Below are 17,000 nucleotides of genomic sequence, written 5' to 3' on the forward strand. Positions count from 1 at the left end.
CCAGTTTGCGCAATTCCACGTGCGATACGAGTCGTCTTCATGGCCATTCCCCATTCTGCGGCCTGATCCCGACGTTTCTGCGCCAGCGGCCGTGTCTGCAGTTGTCCGAATTTCTGCGTGATTGCGCGCGATCTCCGTCGCTTGCCCGGCTTTATCACCGCAAGGCGGATAGTTTGGTGGCTTTCGCAACCTCCCGCAGCGGCCCGGTCCATACCCCGTACCAGAAGTTAGATTGGAGTCCGCTGGATATGACAGGGGTTGAACGGTGCCAGGTGGCGATTGTCGGAGCTGGTCCCGTAGGGACGGTTCTGGCCACGCTGCTGGCCCAGGCGGGGGTTGATGTGGTCGTGCTCGAATCGGGCGAGGACTGTGCGCAGGATCTGCGCGCGTCCACGTTCCACCCGCCGACGCTCGAAATGCTCGATACCATCGGCATCACGCCGATGTTGCTGGAAAAGGGCCTGAAGGCGCCGGTCTATCACTGGCGTGATCGCACCACTGGCGAAGTGATCGATTTCGATCTCAGCGAGATCGACGACGTCACCCGCTATCCTTTCCGCATCCAGTGCGAACAGTATCATCTGTCTCGCGCGCTGGCTGGCGGCCTGGAAAAATACTCGAACGCCAAGATGCATTTCAGCACGCGCCTGCTGACCTTCAAGCAGGATGAAAGCGGCGTCGATCTGTGGGCTGAAACGCCCTATGGCATCAATCGCCTGCGTGCCGAATTCCTGATCGGGGCTGACGGCGCCAATTCGATCGTGCGCAAGTGGCTCGGCATCGAGTTCGACGGGTTCACTTACCCGGAACGCTTCCTGTGCCTGTCGACCGACCTTGAGCTGGCCGATCACCTGCCGAACCTGGCCTACGTGAATTACGTGTCCGATCCCAAGGAATGGCTGGTTCTGCTGCGCGTGCCATCGCTGTGGCGCGTGCTGGTGCCGACCGATGGCTCGCTCAGCGATGAAGAGTTGCGGTCCGACAAGATCAAGAACGGCATTTTCGATCGCCTCGTTGGCGATGGCGCTTCGGTAAAGACTGAGCACCGCACGCTCTATCGCGTGCACCAGCGCGTGGCCAAGTCGTTCCGCGAAGGTCGCGTCATGCTCGTCGGCGATGCCGCGCACCTCAACAATCCGCTGGGCGGCTTCGGCATGAACTCGGGCGTCCACGATGCCTTCAACCTGTTCGAAAAGCTCGAGCCGGTGCTGAAGGGCAAGGCTGCGATGGAGCCAAGCCTTGCACTCTATGATCGCCAGCGCCGCGAGGTGACGCACAGCTTCACCCAGATGCAGACCAAGGAAAACATGGCCTTCATCAAGGGCGGACAGGACGGGGCGCATGAAGCGCGCCGGGCCAAGATGCTGGAAATCAAGAACAACGACGAGACCCGCCGCAACTACCTGATGCGGCAAGCCATGTTCGACAGCCTCGCCCAGGCGGCTGCGATCGTATGATGCGAAGCGGCGTCGCGGTGGTGGGACTGCGGCGCGGCTTTTTCCGGAGACAAATCCAATGGTTGACGTCCAGGGTTACCGCGCCTGTCTCGGCGTGATTGCCCCTTCCACCAACACCACCGTCCAGCCCGACATGGAGCGCATGCGCCCCGCCGGCGTGACCAATCACTTCTCCCGCATATTCGTGGAAGACCCGGTCGCCCTCTCGAACGAAGATTTCATCGCCGGCACCACCGCGATTGCCGAAAACACGATGGACGCGGTGCGTTCCGTGATGACCCTGCGGCCGGAATACCTCGTGCTCGGCATGTCGGCGATCACTTTCTACGGCGGGGTCGAGGGCGGCAAGAAGTTCAAGGCCGAGGTCGAGGAACTTGCAGGCGTTGGCGCGTCGACCGGCTCGGAATCGATCGCCGCAGCGCTTCATGCCTATGGTAACGTCAAGACGGTCAGCTTCGTCTCGCCCTATTACCCCGTAGCGAACGCTGAAGTGCGCCGCTTCCTTGAGGAATCCGGCTTTTCGGTGGTGCGGGACGTGCCCCTGCAGTGCAAGCGGTGGACCGACATCGCCAAGGTAACGCCGCAGCGTCTGCGCGAAGTGATCGACCATCTCAACGGTAGCGACGTCGACGCAATCGTGCAGGTCGGCACGAACCTCTCGATGGTCAGCCTCGCGGCGGAGTACGAACTCAAGCTCGACAAGCCGGTGATCGCGATCAACACCGCGACTTATTGGCACGCCCTGCGTACCCTGGGCATCACCGACCGGATCGAAGGCCTCGGAAGACTCCTCTCGGAGTTCTGAGGCCACGGGTGCGCGCGCGGTTCTCCCTCCGCAGACGCGCACCCTCCCCGGTCTTCAGCGATTGACCTTCACAGAAATCGGCTGTCGCTGCGCGTCGAGGGCAACGACAAGATCGGCCCGCGCCGGCATTTCTTCGAGAATGTGGCGCGTGATCCGTTCGTAGAACATCACGAAACGTTCAACCGCCTTCCGGTCCATAAGGCCCGACACGTCACGGCCTTCGCTGGCCAGTGCGCGGCGCAAGGTTTCCTCCTGCTCCAGACGCCACTCGGCCACGACATCAAAGCCCGGGGCCTGCAGCAGCACCAGCATGTCGAACTTCGCGAAGAACGCCTGATACTGCCCGGCCAGGCAGGCGTACACGTGATTTCGCCAGATCGCATCAGGGTCTTCGTCCCGTTCCAGCGCGTTGACGGGCGCCGCGAGCAGACTGGCATGCTGCGGCCGCGCGCCGACGCACCAGCCTTCGAACAGGACGATATCGACGGGGGTGTCGATCCTTCGCCAGTCCGACTGAGCCACCGGTTCGTCCTTCGCCTTGTCAAAAGCTGGCAAGGCGACGCATCCTGGCTCGCCCAGCGCATCGAGGATGCGGATGCCTGCGGCAATGTCATGCGTGCCCGGAACACCGCGCACGGCAAAGAGCGGATGGATATTCCTGGCCAGGAGCTGCCGGTCAGCCCTGGTCAGGTAAAGATCGTCAAGTGACAGTGTCACCGTGCGCAGGCCGAGGTGCTCCATGCGCTCGGCCAGCAGGCGGGTGGTCCACGTCTTGCCGGAACCTTGCGCGCCGCAGATGCCGACCACGAAAGGGCCGTGGCGGTCCGGCGGAAGTCGATCGACAATGTCTTCGGACAGAATTTCGACGGTGGTTTTCATGCGGTGTCCTTGCCGTGAACACCGATTATCAGGCGCGCGGGATGGCGCCGCAACCTAGAACCGCAGGATCGGCTTTACCACGCGTCCCGTTTCTGCAGCCGCAAACGCCTCGGATATTTCGTCGAAGCCAAACCATTCGACAAGGCGGTCGAACGGGAAGCGGCCGGCGCGGTAGTGTTCGATCAGTTCTGGGATGAAGCTTTGCGGATCGGCGCTGCCTTCGACAACGCCGCGGATCACGCGGCCCGCGCTCATGACGTGGGTGGTATCGGCGCGAACCTCGGTGCCGGGCGCATAGGCACCGACCAGCGCGATCTCGCCCCGCGGTGCGAGGGCAAGGATCGCGGCATTGACCAGCGATGCGATGCCGGTCGTATCGATGATATAGTCGAACCCCGTCGGGCAGCCCGCTTCTGTTGCCAGTGCCACAAAATCTTCCCTGCTGCGCAAGGCGTGGGTTGCGCCAAGGTCGATGGCAAGGTCTAGCCGCGTCGGATTGACGTCTATCGCGGCAATCGTTCCTGCGCCGGCGATGCGCGCCGCCATCACGGCAGACAGGCCCACCGCGCCCACTCCGATTACCGCAACGCTCGATCCGGCGCGCACGCGGCAAGCGTTGAGCACCGCGCCCGCGCCGGTCTGGATGCCGCAGCCCAGGGGGCCGAGCAGTTCGATCGGCAAATTCTTCGCCACCTTCACAGCATTGCGCCGGTTGACCACGGCGTGGGTTGCAAACGACGATTGGCCGAAGACATGGCTGTGCACCGCAGCGCCGCCTGTGTCCCTCAGTGCGGTTGAGCCATCGGCGCGCGCGCCGAAGAAATTCAGCGGTACCCATGAGTGGCAATAGGCAGGTGCCTGTTCATCGCAGCTTGGGCAATGGCTGCACGACATGAAGCTGAGCACCACGTGATCGCCCACTGCCAGATCGGTCACCTCGGTGCCGACCGCTCGGACGACGCCCGAACCTTCGTGACCCAGCACTACGGGAAGTGGCACCGGCAAGTGCCCGTCGCGCATCACCATGTCCGTGTGACAGATGCCGACGCCGCGCATCTCGACGAGCACTTCGTCCGCGCGCGGAGCGTCGATTGTGACAGTCTCGATCCGTGGTGCTGCGCCCGCTGTGCGCAGGACGGCGGCCTTGGCGGTGGTCATGGCAGATTTCCTGTGAATGACAGAAGCGATGGCGGCGGGGCCCCACCCACGAGTAACAATCTGGGCGGGGCTCCGGACGATCAGAACTTGAAGCCGACGCGGGCGTACCATTCGCGGGGCCGGTTATAGCTGCCGAAGTAAACCCCGGCTGCATCGTTCGCGCCTGCCGAAACGAGGTAGCGCTCGTCGGTCAGGTTCGTGCCGCCCACGGTCAGGTCCCACTTGCCGCCCGGTTCGCGATAGGTGAGGCTGGCGTTGACGATGTCGATCGATTGGCGGCGCAGTGGCAGGTAGCGCGCCACATCATTCCACACCGCGCTCTTGTGCGTCCAGTCCGCCAGAAACACCAGCGATCCGCCGTTGCCAAGGCCAAGCTCGTAGCGAGGCGCAAGGTTGGTCGACCACTTCGCGGTCTTGGGCAGCTGTCCGCCGACCACGGCCCCTTCGCGCAGGCCAGGGATCGGCCCTGCCACGTCAGGCCGCAGGACGCTGGCCGAAAGCGCTGTGAAATAGGCATCGAGATAGCCGACCGAAGCGTTGATCGTCAGACCCTTGACCGGAGCGACGATGGCTTCGATTTCAACGCCCTTGATCCGCGCCGTACCGGCGTTGTCGATGGTGGGCGAAGTGCCGACCTGCTGGTTAAGCTGGACGTTCTTGTAATTGGTGGTGAAGGCCGCGACGTTGACCTGCAGGCGCCGGTCGAGCCAGGTGGACTTCACGCCCACTTCGTAGGTCTCGGCAAGTTCCTCGTCGAAATCGGGCGCGACGTTGCCCTGCGGGTTGGTCAGGCGGGTGGTCCAGCCGCCGGTCTTGTAGCCTTCCGAATAGCTGCCATAGACCATCACGTCGTCGCTGGGGTGCAGTTGCACGCCGATCTTGGGCGCGAAGTTCGAAAAGGTCTTGCGGTTGACGCCGGGCACATAGACCCGAACCGGATTGGTCGGATCAGGGAACGACAGGGCGGCAAAGCAAGGCGGGCCGCCTGCAGCCTGGGGCGGGGCCAGCGGGAAGTCACCGAACGGGAAGATCGTGCCCGCAGCATTCGCGCAGCCGAAGAACTTGTAGTTGCCGCCGTTCAGGTCCTGCTGCCCGCCTTCGAACAGCTTCGTTTCCTTGGTGTAACGTCCGCCCAGCGTAATGCCGATCCAGTCGTTCACGCGGAAATCGACCTGGCCGAAGAAAGCGTAGTTCTTGGTGTCGAAGCTGTTCGGGCCGTCTACCTGCAGCAGACCTTCGTCGAAGGTCACGTAATCGTGCAAGTCCCCGTCTTCCTTGAAGTAGTAGGCGCCGGCCACGAAGTTCAGCTTGCCGTCGAGCAGGTTGGACCCGAGCAACTGCACTTCCTGGCTGAACTGCTGCTGGTTCTGGCTGAAGGTCAGCTCCAGCATCGAAAGCGGCGAACCGTCGAGGTCAGATCCCGCCTTCCAGTTGGTCTTGCGATAGCTGGTGATCGAACGGACCATCAGACCGTCGGCAAGGTCATACTCCAGATTGCCGGCAAAACCCCAGGCGCGCAGCTTGTTGAGCGTGGGACCGGTGGCATAGGTCTTGTCAGGATCGCCGGTGATGAAGCGCCCATCCCACGGCAGGCGGTTGTTGGTCGGGTCGGCGTCGGTGTTGACCCCTGCCAGCGAACCGAGGAGACGACCGGGGTTGATGCTGGTGCCTCGCGCTCCGCAAATCGCGCTGGCGCCGCGTGCGGCGATTTCCGCCTGCGTCGAACCGATGCAGAAGTTGTAGAGCCCGGCGAAGAGGAAGCCGCCTGCCGGATTGATCGGGTTGATGCCGGTTCCGGGCAAGGGGTTGGTCGGCGCAAACGGTCCCGGCGGGAAGGACACGCCCAGCAGCGAGTTGTTCTGCCCAGAGGAATCCTGGTTGGTGTAGTCACCCGAAAGCGTTGCGCGGAAGGCACCGCCATTGTCCCACCGCAGCTTGCCGCGCAGGCTCATGTTGTTGTCCGCACTCTGGCGGCTGGAGGTTGAATAGTCGGCGTTGTTGAACGCGGTGAAAGGATCGGAATTGGCAATCGCGCGCATGTCCGCTGCGCTCCCGTTGTACGGGATACGCTTCTGGAAGCCGCTGCGGCTGGTGACCGCGCCGGTAAGCGAAGCCGCAAGGCTCTCCGTCAGCGGCAGGTCGATGGTGGCGCGGGCGCGCAGCAGGTCGAAGCTGCCGGTGGTGAGGTCACCGGTCAGGCGGAACTCCCTGCCCGGATTGTGCGTGACGATCGAGATCGCCCCGCCGATGGTGTTGCGGCCGAACAACGTACCTTGCGGGCCTTTCAGAACCTCGATCCGCTCCACATCCGGCAAGTCCTGATTGGCGCCAACCGTACGGGCCAGGAACACCCCGTCGAGGTAGATGCCGACGCCCGGATCGATGTTGAACGCAAAATCGTCCGAGCCGATGCCGCGGATCGTCGCCGAAAGCACTGCGGACGAGCCCGAGAACGGCGTGCCGCCATCAAGGTTGACGTTGGGCGCGATGCCGCTGAGCGCCGAGATATCGGCCACGGCGCGCTCCTTCAGGGCGGTGCCACCGAAAGCCGAAATGGCAATCGGCACGTCCTGCACGTTCTCGACCCGCTTCTGGGCGGTGACGACGATCTCCTCGATGCCACCGGCATCATTGGCCTGCGCAGTTTCCTGCGCAAATGCTGGCACAGCGAGAATGGATGCAGCAAGCGCAACGACGCTAGCCGAGGTGAATCGAGCCTTCATGCGGAACCTCCCATGTTTATGGGATCGGTCTAGCTGTCCGGTTCAAAACTGCCTGTCCGGGCGCGCAGAAAACCGTACGGAAGCGCAAGGACCATCAGTTCATGCGGCGATAGTGGCTGGGCGTGGTGCCGAAATGCTGCTGGAACCGGCGGGCGAAGTGGGCGGAATCGGCAAAGCCGCACTCGATGGCAATTGTGGTGACGCTCGTACCGGGCTCGCCCACCAGCCTTTTTGCTGCGCGGAGCAGACGGCGGCGCATGATCAGGGCGCTTGGCGTGGTTCCGGCACTGGCCGCAGCGGCTTGCAGCGTGCGCAAGGGAACTCCGAGGCTGGTTGCCAGAGCCGATGCGTTGAACTCAGTATCGCCGATCCGTTCCAGAATGATGGCTTCGGCACGCGTCACCAGGCCATTGGTTGGCGCCTCCATCACTTTGCCGCTGCCTTCGATGCACGAAGCGATCATTTCGCCGACGATTCCGGCATGCATTTGCCAATGCGCATCGGGCAGAACTTCGGGGGCTTCCTGCCACAATGAAGACATGTAGCGATGAGCAAGTCGGGTAGAGGGCAACTGGCCGGAAATGCGCCGCGCAACGAAATCGTCGATATTGGGCATGCGCTCGGCCAGCGTGGCACGATCGAACTCCACCACCATCATCTCGTGCGTCGTGCTGGTGTCGAAGCGATAGAACTCCTCAGCCGCGCACAGCACCATGTCGCCTTCCGTCAGATCGACGGTCCGGCCACGCTGCTCGAGCCTGACGTCGCCCCGAGTGAGGAAGTGAGCAACCAGTGATTGATCGGTCGGACGCGTCGAACGCTCAGCATGGCGCGAGATCACCGCAGCGCGTGAATAGGGCCGAACCATGCGCAGCGTCCCCATCTGCCACACCGTCAGCCGCGCATCGAAGCGATCGCGCGGAGCATCGACGACCATGCCGGTGTAGGTCGAGGAAATCAGATCGTTCCAGTAATCGAGCCTCTCGACCGGAGCGAGTGTGCGGGTGCTGAGAACTTCGAGCATGGTTTTACCGCCGGTTTCAGGACTCTCCGGCGGCATTGTTATAGACTATAGCAACGTCTGCCAAGCTTGCGCTTGTCAGCCCAGCTTGCGCAGCGGTTCCGAGCCGTCCCAGTCCTTCCCGGCATCCTTGATCATCTGGAAGATGCCATCGGCGCCGGTCATGTTCTGGAGCAGTTCGATCACGTGGCCGGGGCCTTTCCCGGGATCGACGTAGATCACTTCGCCATCGGCGCCGACCTTGCCCTCGACCAGTATCGTTGCGCCCGCCTCGGCGCAGGCCGCGCGGGCCTCCTCGATGGAATCGACGAAGATGCAGATGTGGTGGAGGCTGTCGGTCACCGCATATTCGCCTGTGTAGATCGACGGTTCGCCGTTCTCGGGACGGATCAGCTCGATCTGCACATCGCCCCAATAGGCGATGGCGATGGAGAAGACGGCGCCGGTGGGCACGCCCTTGTATTTGCAGTCCCCGAGGGCGACGTTCTCCATCAGGTAGAACGGGCCGACGCCCATCGTCTCGGTCCAGTACCTGACCGCCGCATCGAAATCCTGTGGCAGGTAGGCGAGCTGGCCGACCGGGCCCAACTGGGTGATCTTGCGGGTCATGCGAACAGCCCTTCCGGTGCTTCGAGCAGGCCCTTCAGCGTCTGCAGGAACTGCGCGCCAGCCGCGCCGTCAATCGCGCGGTGGTCGACCGACATGGTCAGCTGGATGCGGGTTTCGAAGACGATGTCGCCGTTGTCCGCCTCCACCGCCACGCGGTTCGCGCCGCCGACGGCAAGGATCGCGCCCTGCGGCGGATTGATGATCGCATCGAACTGCTCGATCCCGAACATGCCGAGGTTGGAGACGGAGAAGGTGCCACCGTCCATGTCCTCGTAGCCGAGCTTGCCGGCCTGCGCCTTGTCGATCAGGGCGCGGGTGGTTGCCGCGATCTGTGCGATGTGCATGCGGTCTGCCTGCCGCACGATCGGGGTAACGAGGCCCTTGGGGCTGGCCACCGCGATGGCCACGTCGGCGTGCGGGAACGAATGGACGCTATCGCCATGGACCTGCACGTTGACGTCCGGATGCCTGACCAGCGCCAGCGCCACGGCCTTGACGATGTAGTCGTTTATCGAGGCTTTCGCGCCGAGCACGAGGTTGGCCGTCTTGCGCAGCGCCATCAGTTCATCGACCGCGGCCGAGACGCGCAGGTAGAAGTGCGGGATGGTCTGCTTGGCTTCGGTCAGGCGGCGGGCGACGACCTTGCGCACCTTGTCGAACGGCTGGACCTGCGGCTGATTGCCGACCAGTTCGAATGGCGCGCCGAAAGCTGGCGCCGCGGCCGTGGTCGGCTTGACCAGCGCCAGCACGTCGGCCTTGGATATGCGGCCGCGCGCGCCGGTGCCCTTGATCCCCGCAAGCGCGATCCCGTGCTGCGCGGCGATGCGGCGGGCGAGCGGCGAGGCGAAAGCCTCGGGGCTGTCCTCGACCAGTTGCGCGCTGCCCTTGAAGGACAGGGCCCGTTCCGGGCGCAGGGCCTGAACCACATCCTGATAGGTGATGCGCCCGTTGCGCCCCGAACCCTCGATCGGTTCGATGTCGACGCCTTCGGCCTCAGCCAGCTTCAGCGCCTCTGGGCTGATCGCGCGATTGGTGACGATCTTCTTTGGCTCACGCGCCGGGGCCGGAGCCGCTGCGGCAGGGGTTGCCGTTGCCGGAGCTGGCGCAGAACCACCGCCCTTGGCCGCGACAGAGGTCTCGGCGGGCTTGAACCCGGCGATGAACTCTTCAATTTCGGCGTCCGAGGTGTCGGCGTCGGCGAACACCGCCAGCAGCGCGCCCACCGGGTGCGCTTCTTCGCTCGCAGGCGTCAGCAGGCGCTTGAGCACCGCGTCGTATTCGGCTTCGACCTCATTGGTGATCTTGGCGGTTTCGATCAGGCACAGGACCTGGCCCTTGGAAAAGGCCTCGCCTTCCTTGACCATCCATTCGGCGATCGTGCCCTCGGTCATCTCGATGCCCCATTTGGGCATGCAGAACGGGCGGATATTGGCCATGTCGCGGCTCCTTAGAGGCTGGAGACGTGGGTATGACCCACCTTGACGGAGCCGATTTTGGCCCAGCGCGAGAAGTGAGGAGCAGTGCGATGTGGGACATCGTGCGCGACGAGCGACGCTGCGATGGGCCACAAGCGGCCCGCCCCTTCGGGGTTAGCCAAGGAAGCCCGCTGGACAGCGTTACATCGCTTGCAGGGGCTGACAGCCCCTGCTGCACGCTGCGCCTTGCCAGCGGGCTTCCTTGGAAAATCAAGGTGGATCATACCCACGTCTCCAGCCTCTAACGGTAGCCCAGAACCTTGCGCACCGCCGCCTCGATCTTGTCGACCGAGGGGAGGTAGGCAGATTCCAGCTCGCGCGCGAACGGGATAGGGGTGTGCGGCGGGTTGACCGACAGCGGCGGAGCCTTGAGGCTGGCAAAGGCCTTCTCGGCGACCATGGCGCAGATATCGGCGCCAAGGCTGCAACGCGGCGGCGCTTCATCGACGACGACGAGGCGGCCGGTCACTTCGACCGAGTCGAGAATCGTCTCTTCATCGAGCGGGCTGGTGGTGCGCAGATCGATCACGTCGCAGCCGATGCCTTCGGCTGCAAGCTTGTCGGCCACGGCCTCGCAGAAGCCGAGCAGAAGCCCGGTCGAGACGATGGTCACGTCCTGCCCGGCGCGCGAAAGGCGGGCGTGCCCGAACGGGATCATGAAGTCCGGATCGTCAGGCACTTCGCCCGAGACGCCATAGAGCGCCTTGTGCTCGAGGAAGATCACCGGATCGTCGTCGCGGATTGCGGTGCGCAACAGGCCTTTTACGTCGGCAGGCGTGGTCGGCATCACCACCTTGAGTCCGGGCATGCCGGTGAGGATCTGGTGGACGGCCTGGCTGTGCTGGGCAGCAGCGTTGTAGCCTGCGCCATAGGCCATGCGGATCACTGCGGGGCACTTGGTCTTGCCGCCGAACATGTAGCGGAACTTGGCGATCTGGTTCCAGATCTGGTCAAGCGAGACGCCGATGAAGTCGGCAAACATCAGCTCGGCAATCGGGCGCTTGCCGGAAAGCGCAAGGCCGGCTGCCGCACCCATGATCGCGCTTTCCGAAATCGGCGTATCAATCACGCGGTCAGCGCCGAACTTCCCGAACAATCCAGTCGAGGTCGACCAGATGCCGCCGATGGCTTCGGGGCCGCCCGGCGTGCCCATGCCGCCGACAATGTCTTCGCCCAAGCACACGACGTTCTCGTCGCGCTCCATTTCCTCTGCGATCGTCGAGACGACGGCGTCGCGGTACATCATTTTTGCCATTGGTCCGCTCCCTCGTCTCAGTACGAAATGTAGACGTCGGTCAGGACGTCTTCGGCGGTGGGACGATCGGCGGCCTTGGCCTGCCGGACGGACTCCTCGATCGCTTCGAGCACTTCGGCGTCAAGCGCGTCGAGATCGGCGTGCTCCAGAAGCCCTGCGTCGGTCACCGACTTGCGGAAGTTCTTCAGGCAATCGCGCATCTCGCGGATGCGGTCGAGTTCGCCCGGCCCGCGATAGCGCTGCGGGTCGCCCTCGAAGTGGCCGAAGAAGCGCTCGGTATCGAACTCCACTGCTGCCGGGCCATTGCCGGGAACGCGCACGTAGTCGAGCACTTCGCGCATCGTCTCGTAGACCGAGAAGAAATCGGTCCCGTCACCGCGCCACACCTTCATGCCGAAGGCTTCGGCGCGGCTGGCGATGTCGCCGCTGGTGCCGACTGCGTACTGGTAGCCGGTGTGCTCGGAATAGTGGTTGTTCTCGAACACGAAGATGGTCGCGGCCTTGGTCACCACGGCCATGTTCATCGCTTCGAAGGTGGTGCCCTGGTTGCACGCGCCGTCGCCCGAGAAAGTGATGGCGACCTTGCCCTTGCCGTCGATCTTGGCGGCGATCCCTGCGCCCACCGCGATCGGAGCGCCCGCGCCGACGATGCCGTTGGCGCCGAGCATGCCCTTGTCGACGTCGGCAATGTGCATCGAGCCGCCCTTGCCCTTGCACAGGCCGTCGCGGCTGCCCCAGATTTCCTTCATCATCCCGTTCACGTCACAGCCCTTGGCAAGGCAGTGGCCGTGGCCGCGATGGGTGGAGACGATCTTGTCGTCGTTGTCGAGATGCTCGCACACGCCCACTGCAACAGCTTCCTGCCCGCAGTAGAGGTGGGTGAAGCCGGCGATCTCGCCGGTCTGGATATCGACGTGGAGGCGTTCCTCGAATTCGCGGATCACCTTCATCTGGCGATAGGCGCGCAATAGCGCCTCACGGCTCAGCTGCATCCTCTTCTTCCTTTAAAGTCCGAGCACAGTGCGCGCGATGATGCCCGCCTGCACTTCGTTGGTTCCGCCGAAAATGGTCCAGGCACGGCTGTTGAGATAGCGTGCCGAGGCGACTTGCGCGCCCTCTGCGTGAATGGGCGCCGGGGCATTGTCGCCATAGAGCGGCCGCGCGAAATCGAGCTGGAGCCCGGCCGGGCCATAGAGATCCACTGCCAGAAGATCGACATCCTGCCGCAGGTTGGACGCCAGCAGCTTGCACAGCGAGGTCTGCGGCCCCGGCGGGCGGCCCTTGGCGATCTCCGAAAGGATCTTCAGCTCGATCATCTCGAGGCTCTGGATGCCCAGCCGCACCTTCGCGACGCGGCGCTTCCAGTCGGTATCGTCAGCCAACTTGCCGCCGCGACCGTCAGGCTCATCCGCCGCGGCCTGTTCGATCTGGGCAAGGTCGTATTCCAGCTTTGGCGAATGGCACGAACCGCCGCGCTCGTTCTCGAGCAGGAACTTGGCGAGCTTCCAACCATCGCCTTCCTCGCCCACCCGGTCTTCGACCGGGACGATGGCGTCTTCGAGGAACACCTGGTTGACCTCGTGGTCCCCTGCCAGCGTCAACAGTGGGCGCACCGAGACGCCGGGCTGGTTCATGTCAACCAGCAGGAACGAGATGCCCGCCTGCTTCTTCACGTTGGCATCGGTGCGGACCAGCGCGAACATCCTGTTTGCCCAGTGCGCGTGCGTGGTCCAGATCTTCGAGCCGTTGAGCTTGTAGTGCGTGCCATCTTCCGAAAGCGTGGCGCGGCACTGCAGGCTGGCAAGGTCAGAGCCGGAGCCGGGTTCGGAGAAGCCCTGGCACCAGTAGTCCTCGCCCGAAAGGATCTTGGGCAGGTACTTGGCCTTCTGTTCGGGCGTGCCGAAAGTGTAGATCACCGGGGCAACAAGCTTGAGCCCCAGCACGGTGAGGTTCGGCGCCCCCGCCAGTGCGCATTCCTTCTCGAAGATATAGCGCTGCGTCGGCGTCCAACCGGTGCCGCCGACTTCCTTAGGCCACTGGTAGGCGAGCCAGCCCTGCTCGTTCAGCACCGCGTTCCAGCGCTGGCCGATGTCGGGCTCCACGAAGACCGTGGGCGACATTGCCGCGCCATGTTTCACCTCTTCGGGCAGCCTCTCGGCCAGAAAGGCGCGCACTTCGTCACGGAAGGCCAGTTCTTCGGGGGAAAGATCGATGTCCATTGTGTTCAACGCTCGAGAATGGTGACGGCAGAGACGCCGGGGGCGCCATAGACATGACTGTATGCGGTCTTGGGGTTGCCGGGAACCTGCCGTCCGCCGCCGTCACCGCGCAACTGGACGACGTTTTCATAGACCTGACGCAGGCCGGACGCACCGATCGGTTCGCCACAGGCAAGGCAGCCGCCATCGGTGTTCACCGGAAGGCTCCCGCCGATCTCGGTTTTTCCTTGCGCCAGCCACGCTTCCTGCTCGCCGTCCTTGCAGAAGCCGTTCTCGGCCATGTGCATGATTTCGGCGCCGCATTCGGTATCCTGCAACTGGGCGAGGGCGATGTCCTCCGGCCCGATCCCGGCCATGCGGAAGGCATCGGCGCTGGCGATCTGCGTCGCCGTGGCCTTGCCGCCGCCGATGTCGATCGAAGGCGCGAAGACCTCGAAGCTCTTGGGCGGGCGGGTGCGCATCGTCGCGGCCTTGAGGCGTACCAGCGGCTTGCCCAGCTCGCGCGCCTTCTTCTCGCTCGCGAGGATCAGCGCGACGCCGCCTTCTGCGGGCGAGCAGAACATGTACTTGGTATAGGGATCGGACACGAGCGGCGCTTCGAGGATCGTCTCCATGTCCACCGGCTCGCGCCGCCAGGCATGGGGAGCGTGGACAGCATTGCGGAAGGCCTTGTTGGCCACGCGCGCAAGGCTGGTCTGGCTGATGCGGTGCTCGTGCATGTAGCGCATGATCTTGGCCGCGAAGAATTGCGTGGTGATCATGTAGCCGGCATCGCCGTACCATTCCGGCAGGTTGTATTCCGAAGGCAGGGCGTTGAACGCGCCGCGCGGATGCTTGTCGAAACCGACGGCGAGGCCGATGTCGAACTCGCCCGACTTGATCGCCATCTGCGCCGAGAACAGCGCCGAGCCGCCAGCGGCACAGCCATTGCGCACGTTGATGAACTGCACGCCGGTCAGGCCCAGGCGCTCGACCATGGTATCGGGATTGCCCGCCGCGTCCGAGCTGCCATAGGCGAACTGAATCTGCGGCCAGTCGATCCCGGCATCGGCCAGCGCCTCGCGCACGGCGAAGACGCCCTGCTCAAGGCCGGAAAGGCCATCGGTGCGCCCGAACGGGTGGATGCCGACGCCGACGATGCAGACATCCCCGCTCATGCTGCGTCTCCCAAGGGCCGGAATGCAGGGATCATCACGGAGTCGGGCGCGTCCGGATCGAGCGGTATCATGGTCAGTTCCAGCGGCATGCCGATGCGGATGTCCTCGAATGCGATATCGGTCAGGCGCGATTCGACGATCACTTCGCCGGGCAGTTCGACATAGGCGACAGCCCAGGGCCGGAAGGCCTCGGGGCCCTTGTAAGGCGGCGATTTCGGGCGGTAGCGCTGGATGGTGTAGGACCACAGCGTACCGGTGCGCGACAGGGCGACCTGCTCGTACCGCTCGCCGGAAGGGCTGGGAAATACGACGCGCCCCGTTTCACGCTCGCGCCCGCCGATCAGGTGCGGCGGATTGTCCTCGGTAATGAGCCCTGGGGCGATAACGTGCATTCCACTCCCGTCCATGCAAGTCCGGAGGCCTGATTCCGGTTTCCTGCACTAGACCCGTCACAAACCACTTTGCCGACTCTGCAAAACGCTAGGGTGGGCAAAACGCTAGGGTGGGCAAAACGCTAGGGTGGGCAAATGGACAGGGTGGGCCGATCCAACTCCAGCGCTTCAAGCAGGCGTGGAATTTCGCTCTTGAGGTTGAAGAACCCTTTGCCGCAGTGGGGCCAGCACAGGCGGTCCCACGTGCGCTGGTGTTCGGCAAGGACCATGCCGTTTGCGGCCAATCGTGATTGCAGGGCGTCAAGCGCGGCAGCTACGGGACCGACCGGGGCAAAGCCGGTAACCACCTGCGTGCAGCCGTGAAGCGCGGCGAAGGCCACGGGATTTGCAACCCCGACAGGACATTGCCAATGAGCGGCAGCACGAAGGGCTGCGTCGTCGAGTGCCGTCCGGTCCCACTCGCTGGCTGCAAGGTCGTCGGCAACAACCACGGCGCGCACGTCGAGATCTGGCAGGACAGTTTCCAGCGAGCAGTCTTCAGGTGTCAACAGGACCAGCGTGGGCAGGGCAGGGTCAGGGGCAACCGCCGTGCGGAGCGGCGTTCGCGGCAAGGGTGAAGCCGCTTCGGGAGTGCGCGCCACTCGGGCCAGGCCATCGGGCCGGAACCTGCCGCCGGTCATCGCCGCGATCCGATCGGCATCGGCCAGATAGGTCTTGCCCGGCGTGTGCAGCCCGGCCACCCAGCGCCAGCTCAGCGTGTTTGAAGCCGGGTCGGCATCGACCAGCTTCTCGAAAAACCACTGCGCGCCCAGTTGCCAGGGCAGGCCGAGCGTGAAGACCCAGATCGATGCAACCTGCATCCGCGCCCAGTTGTGGAGGTAGCCGGTCGCGGCCAGCTCGCGTGCCCAATGGTCGAAAGCATCGATGCCGGTGCGGCCTGCCATCGCCTCTGCAATCGTCGTGCCGGGATGGAACGCGCCGACATCGGCGAGGTATGCGCTCCACACGCCCGGGCGCTGTTCCAGCCACCCCTTCCAGTAGGTCCGCCAGAACACCTCGGCTATGAACTTCTCCGCCTTTTCCAGCCGATGCTGCGCCAGAACGCTTCGCACAACTTCGTCCTCGCCAATGAGGCGGCGACGCAGCGCGGCTGAAAGCCGGGACACGTTGGCGTGATCGCCGCTGGCATCGACCAGATTGCGCCGCGCGGCATAGGCGCTGCCGGCGCGGGGAACGAAACGTTCGAGCCGTTCGAGCGCGGCGGAGCGGGTAAGGGGGAACCTGTCCATGCCCACGGCCTAGACCTGCTGGCACCAAGGCTCGACGTGGCAACAGGGCCGTGTTGCGACAGGCTGGGCGCAGGGCCAGAGCAGGCGCATGCTGAAGGAGTCTGCCCGCGTGTCCCGATCCACCCTGCCTCCTGCCGTCACTGTGCTGGGCCTTGCCGGCTGGCTGCCACAGGCGCTGTGCATATGGGCAGTCGTTGACAAGGGCCCGTACCAGTGGACCGCCAAGGCGGCTGGCTGCTTTTACGCCGCGCTTATCCTGTCGTTCCTTGGCGGGCTATGGTGGATGGCCGGCCTGCTTGGCGGCGTGCGCAAATCGGGGCTCTACGTCGTCGCCGTCCTGCCCAGCCTGGCAGCATGGGCCGCTCTGCTACCGTGGAGCGAAGGCTGGCACTGGCCGGGGCCGTCGCTGGTCGCGCTGGGCCTGTTGCTGCTGGCAAGCCCGCTGGTTGACCGCAAGCTTTCGGGCGACGTCTCCTTGCCGCAAGGCTGGCTGCGCCTGCGCATGTGGATGGCGGGCGGCCTCGGCATCTTGACTCTGGCTCTGGCAGCACTCGGCTGATC

Annotated in this window: 15 protein-coding genes; 3 read left to right on the forward strand and 12 right to left on the reverse strand. The window is 64.2% G+C overall.

Features of this window, described 5'->3' with window-relative positions; all coding sequences use genetic code 11:
- Positions 1 to 248: 248 nt before the first annotated feature.
- Together ACZ1JY_RS16685 and ACZ1JY_RS16690 are read left to right on the forward strand one after the other, a co-directional pair.
- Positions 249 to 1,457, forward strand: coding sequence for an FAD-dependent oxidoreductase (locus tag ACZ1JY_RS16685; protein ID WP_168904889.1), 1,209 nt, complete (start codon positions 249 to 251; stop codon positions 1,455 to 1,457).
- 58 nt (positions 1,458 to 1,515) lie between these two features.
- Positions 1,516 to 2,262, forward strand: coding sequence for a maleate cis-trans isomerase family protein (locus ACZ1JY_RS16690; RefSeq protein WP_465131387.1), 747 nt, complete (start codon positions 1,516 to 1,518; stop codon positions 2,260 to 2,262).
- Between the two features lie 54 nt (positions 2,263 to 2,316).
- Here the strand turns inward: ACZ1JY_RS16690 and ACZ1JY_RS16695 are convergent, their stop codons facing one another.
- The 12 genes from ACZ1JY_RS16695 to ACZ1JY_RS16750 all read right to left on the reverse strand — a co-directional run bounded on the left by ACZ1JY_RS16695 (position 2,317) and on the right by ACZ1JY_RS16750 (position 16,439).
- Positions 2,317 to 3,141: a kinase gene (locus ACZ1JY_RS16695; protein WP_465131388.1), complete on the reverse strand. Its 825-nt coding sequence runs from the start codon at positions 3,139 to 3,141 to the stop codon at positions 2,317 to 2,319.
- A gap of 54 nt (positions 3,142 to 3,195) precedes the next feature.
- Positions 3,196 to 4,299: an NAD(P)-dependent alcohol dehydrogenase gene (locus tag ACZ1JY_RS16700; protein WP_465131389.1), complete on the reverse strand. Its 1,104-nt coding sequence runs from the start codon at positions 4,297 to 4,299 to the stop codon at positions 3,196 to 3,198.
- A gap of 80 nt (positions 4,300 to 4,379) precedes the next feature.
- A complete protein-coding gene (locus ACZ1JY_RS16705; RefSeq protein ID WP_465131390.1) occupies positions 4,380 to 7,022 on the reverse strand; it encodes a TonB-dependent receptor in 2,643 nt (880 codons plus the stop codon).
- A 94-nt stretch (positions 7,023 to 7,116) separates the two neighbouring features.
- On the reverse strand, positions 7,117 to 8,046 hold the full coding sequence (locus ACZ1JY_RS16710) for an AraC family transcriptional regulator (RefSeq protein ID WP_465131391.1): 930 nt from the start codon (positions 8,044 to 8,046) through the stop codon (positions 7,117 to 7,119).
- A gap of 75 nt (positions 8,047 to 8,121) precedes the next feature.
- Positions 8,122 to 8,652 carry a VOC family protein gene (locus tag ACZ1JY_RS16715; protein WP_465131392.1) on the reverse strand — a complete coding sequence of 177 codons (531 nt, stop codon included), beginning with the start codon at positions 8,650 to 8,652 and terminating at the stop codon, positions 8,122 to 8,124.
- Complete coding sequence (locus ACZ1JY_RS16720) at positions 8,649 to 10,088, reverse strand: dihydrolipoamide acetyltransferase family protein (protein WP_465131393.1); 1,440 nt, start codon at positions 10,086 to 10,088, stop codon at positions 8,649 to 8,651. The genes ACZ1JY_RS16715 and ACZ1JY_RS16720 overlap by 4 nt, the downstream gene beginning before the upstream one ends.
- 280 nt (positions 10,089 to 10,368) lie before the next feature.
- The gene (locus tag ACZ1JY_RS16725; RefSeq protein WP_465131394.1) at positions 10,369 to 11,382 is read right to left on the reverse strand and encodes an alpha-ketoacid dehydrogenase subunit beta; all 1,014 of its coding nucleotides are present in this window, start codon (positions 11,380 to 11,382) and stop codon (positions 10,369 to 10,371) included.
- Between the two features lie 17 nt (positions 11,383 to 11,399).
- Positions 11,400 to 12,374, reverse strand: a complete 975-nt coding sequence (locus tag ACZ1JY_RS16730) for a thiamine pyrophosphate-dependent dehydrogenase E1 component subunit alpha (protein ID WP_168904897.1) — start codon at positions 12,372 to 12,374, stop codon at positions 11,400 to 11,402.
- A gap of 12 nt (positions 12,375 to 12,386) precedes the next feature.
- Positions 12,387 to 13,601 carry an acyl-CoA dehydrogenase family protein gene (locus tag ACZ1JY_RS16735; protein ID WP_118075178.1) on the reverse strand — a complete coding sequence of 405 codons (1,215 nt, stop codon included), beginning with the start codon at positions 13,599 to 13,601 and terminating at the stop codon, positions 12,387 to 12,389.
- Positions 13,602 to 13,606: 5 nt separating this feature from the next.
- Positions 13,607 to 14,758, reverse strand: coding sequence for a thiolase family protein (locus ACZ1JY_RS16740; protein ID WP_118075179.1), 1,152 nt, complete (start codon positions 14,756 to 14,758; stop codon positions 13,607 to 13,609).
- Complete coding sequence (locus ACZ1JY_RS16745) at positions 14,755 to 15,150, reverse strand: Zn-ribbon domain-containing OB-fold protein (RefSeq protein WP_465131395.1); 396 nt, start codon at positions 15,148 to 15,150, stop codon at positions 14,755 to 14,757. The genes ACZ1JY_RS16740 and ACZ1JY_RS16745 overlap by 4 nt, the downstream gene beginning before the upstream one ends.
- A gap of 122 nt (positions 15,151 to 15,272) precedes the next feature.
- A complete protein-coding gene (locus ACZ1JY_RS16750) occupies positions 15,273 to 16,439 on the reverse strand; it encodes an FAD-binding domain-containing protein (protein WP_465131396.1) in 1,167 nt (388 codons plus the stop codon).
- Between the two features lie 88 nt (positions 16,440 to 16,527).
- Here ACZ1JY_RS16750 and ACZ1JY_RS16755 point away from each other — a divergent pair, with 88 nt between their 5' ends.
- Positions 16,528 to 16,998, forward strand: a complete 471-nt coding sequence (locus ACZ1JY_RS16755) for a DUF3429 domain-containing protein (protein ID WP_118075182.1) — start codon at positions 16,528 to 16,530, stop codon at positions 16,996 to 16,998.
- Positions 16,999 to 17,000 lie beyond the last annotated feature (2 nt).

The sequence above is a fragment of the Novosphingobium sp. BL-A-41-Hi4B-X5A genome (genome assembly GCF_055521705.1).

Bases quoted from the DNA above. Each gene is read 5' to 3' on its own strand.
- ACZ1JY_RS16685 (WP_168904889.1), top strand. From the start codon at position 249: ATGACAGGGGTTGAACGGTGCCAGGTGGCGATTGTCGGAGCTGGTCCC.
- ACZ1JY_RS16690 (WP_465131387.1), top strand. From the start codon at position 1,516: ATGGTTGACGTCCAGGGTTACCGCGCCTGTCTCGGCGTGATTGCCCCT.
- ACZ1JY_RS16695 (WP_465131388.1), bottom strand. From the start codon at position 3,141: ATGAAAACCACCGTCGAAATTCTGTCCGAAGACATTGTCGATCGACTT.
- ACZ1JY_RS16700 (WP_465131389.1), bottom strand. From the start codon at position 4,299: ATGACCACCGCCAAGGCCGCCGTCCTGCGCACAGCGGGCGCAGCACCA.
- ACZ1JY_RS16705 (WP_465131390.1), bottom strand. From the start codon at position 7,022: ATGAAGGCTCGATTCACCTCGGCTAGCGTCGTTGCGCTTGCTGCATCC.
- ACZ1JY_RS16710 (WP_465131391.1), bottom strand. From the start codon at position 8,046: ATGCTCGAAGTTCTCAGCACCCGCACACTCGCTCCGGTCGAGAGGCTC.
- ACZ1JY_RS16715 (WP_465131392.1), bottom strand. From the start codon at position 8,652: ATGACCCGCAAGATCACCCAGTTGGGCCCGGTCGGCCAGCTCGCCTAC.
- ACZ1JY_RS16720 (WP_465131393.1), bottom strand. From the start codon at position 10,088: ATGGCCAATATCCGCCCGTTCTGCATGCCCAAATGGGGCATCGAGATG.
- ACZ1JY_RS16725 (WP_465131394.1), bottom strand. From the start codon at position 11,382: ATGGCAAAAATGATGTACCGCGACGCCGTCGTCTCGACGATCGCAGAG.
- ACZ1JY_RS16730 (WP_168904897.1), bottom strand. From the start codon at position 12,374: ATGCAGCTGAGCCGTGAGGCGCTATTGCGCGCCTATCGCCAGATGAAG.
- ACZ1JY_RS16735 (WP_118075178.1), bottom strand. From the start codon at position 13,601: ATGGACATCGATCTTTCCCCCGAAGAACTGGCCTTCCGTGACGAAGTG.
- ACZ1JY_RS16740 (WP_118075179.1), bottom strand. From the start codon at position 14,758: ATGAGCGGGGATGTCTGCATCGTCGGCGTCGGCATCCACCCGTTCGGG.
- ACZ1JY_RS16745 (WP_465131395.1), bottom strand. From the start codon at position 15,150: ATGCACGTTATCGCCCCAGGGCTCATTACCGAGGACAATCCGCCGCAC.
- ACZ1JY_RS16750 (WP_465131396.1), bottom strand. From the start codon at position 16,439: ATGGACAGGTTCCCCCTTACCCGCTCCGCCGCGCTCGAACGGCTCGAA.
- ACZ1JY_RS16755 (WP_118075182.1), top strand. From the start codon at position 16,528: ATGCTGAAGGAGTCTGCCCGCGTGTCCCGATCCACCCTGCCTCCTGCC.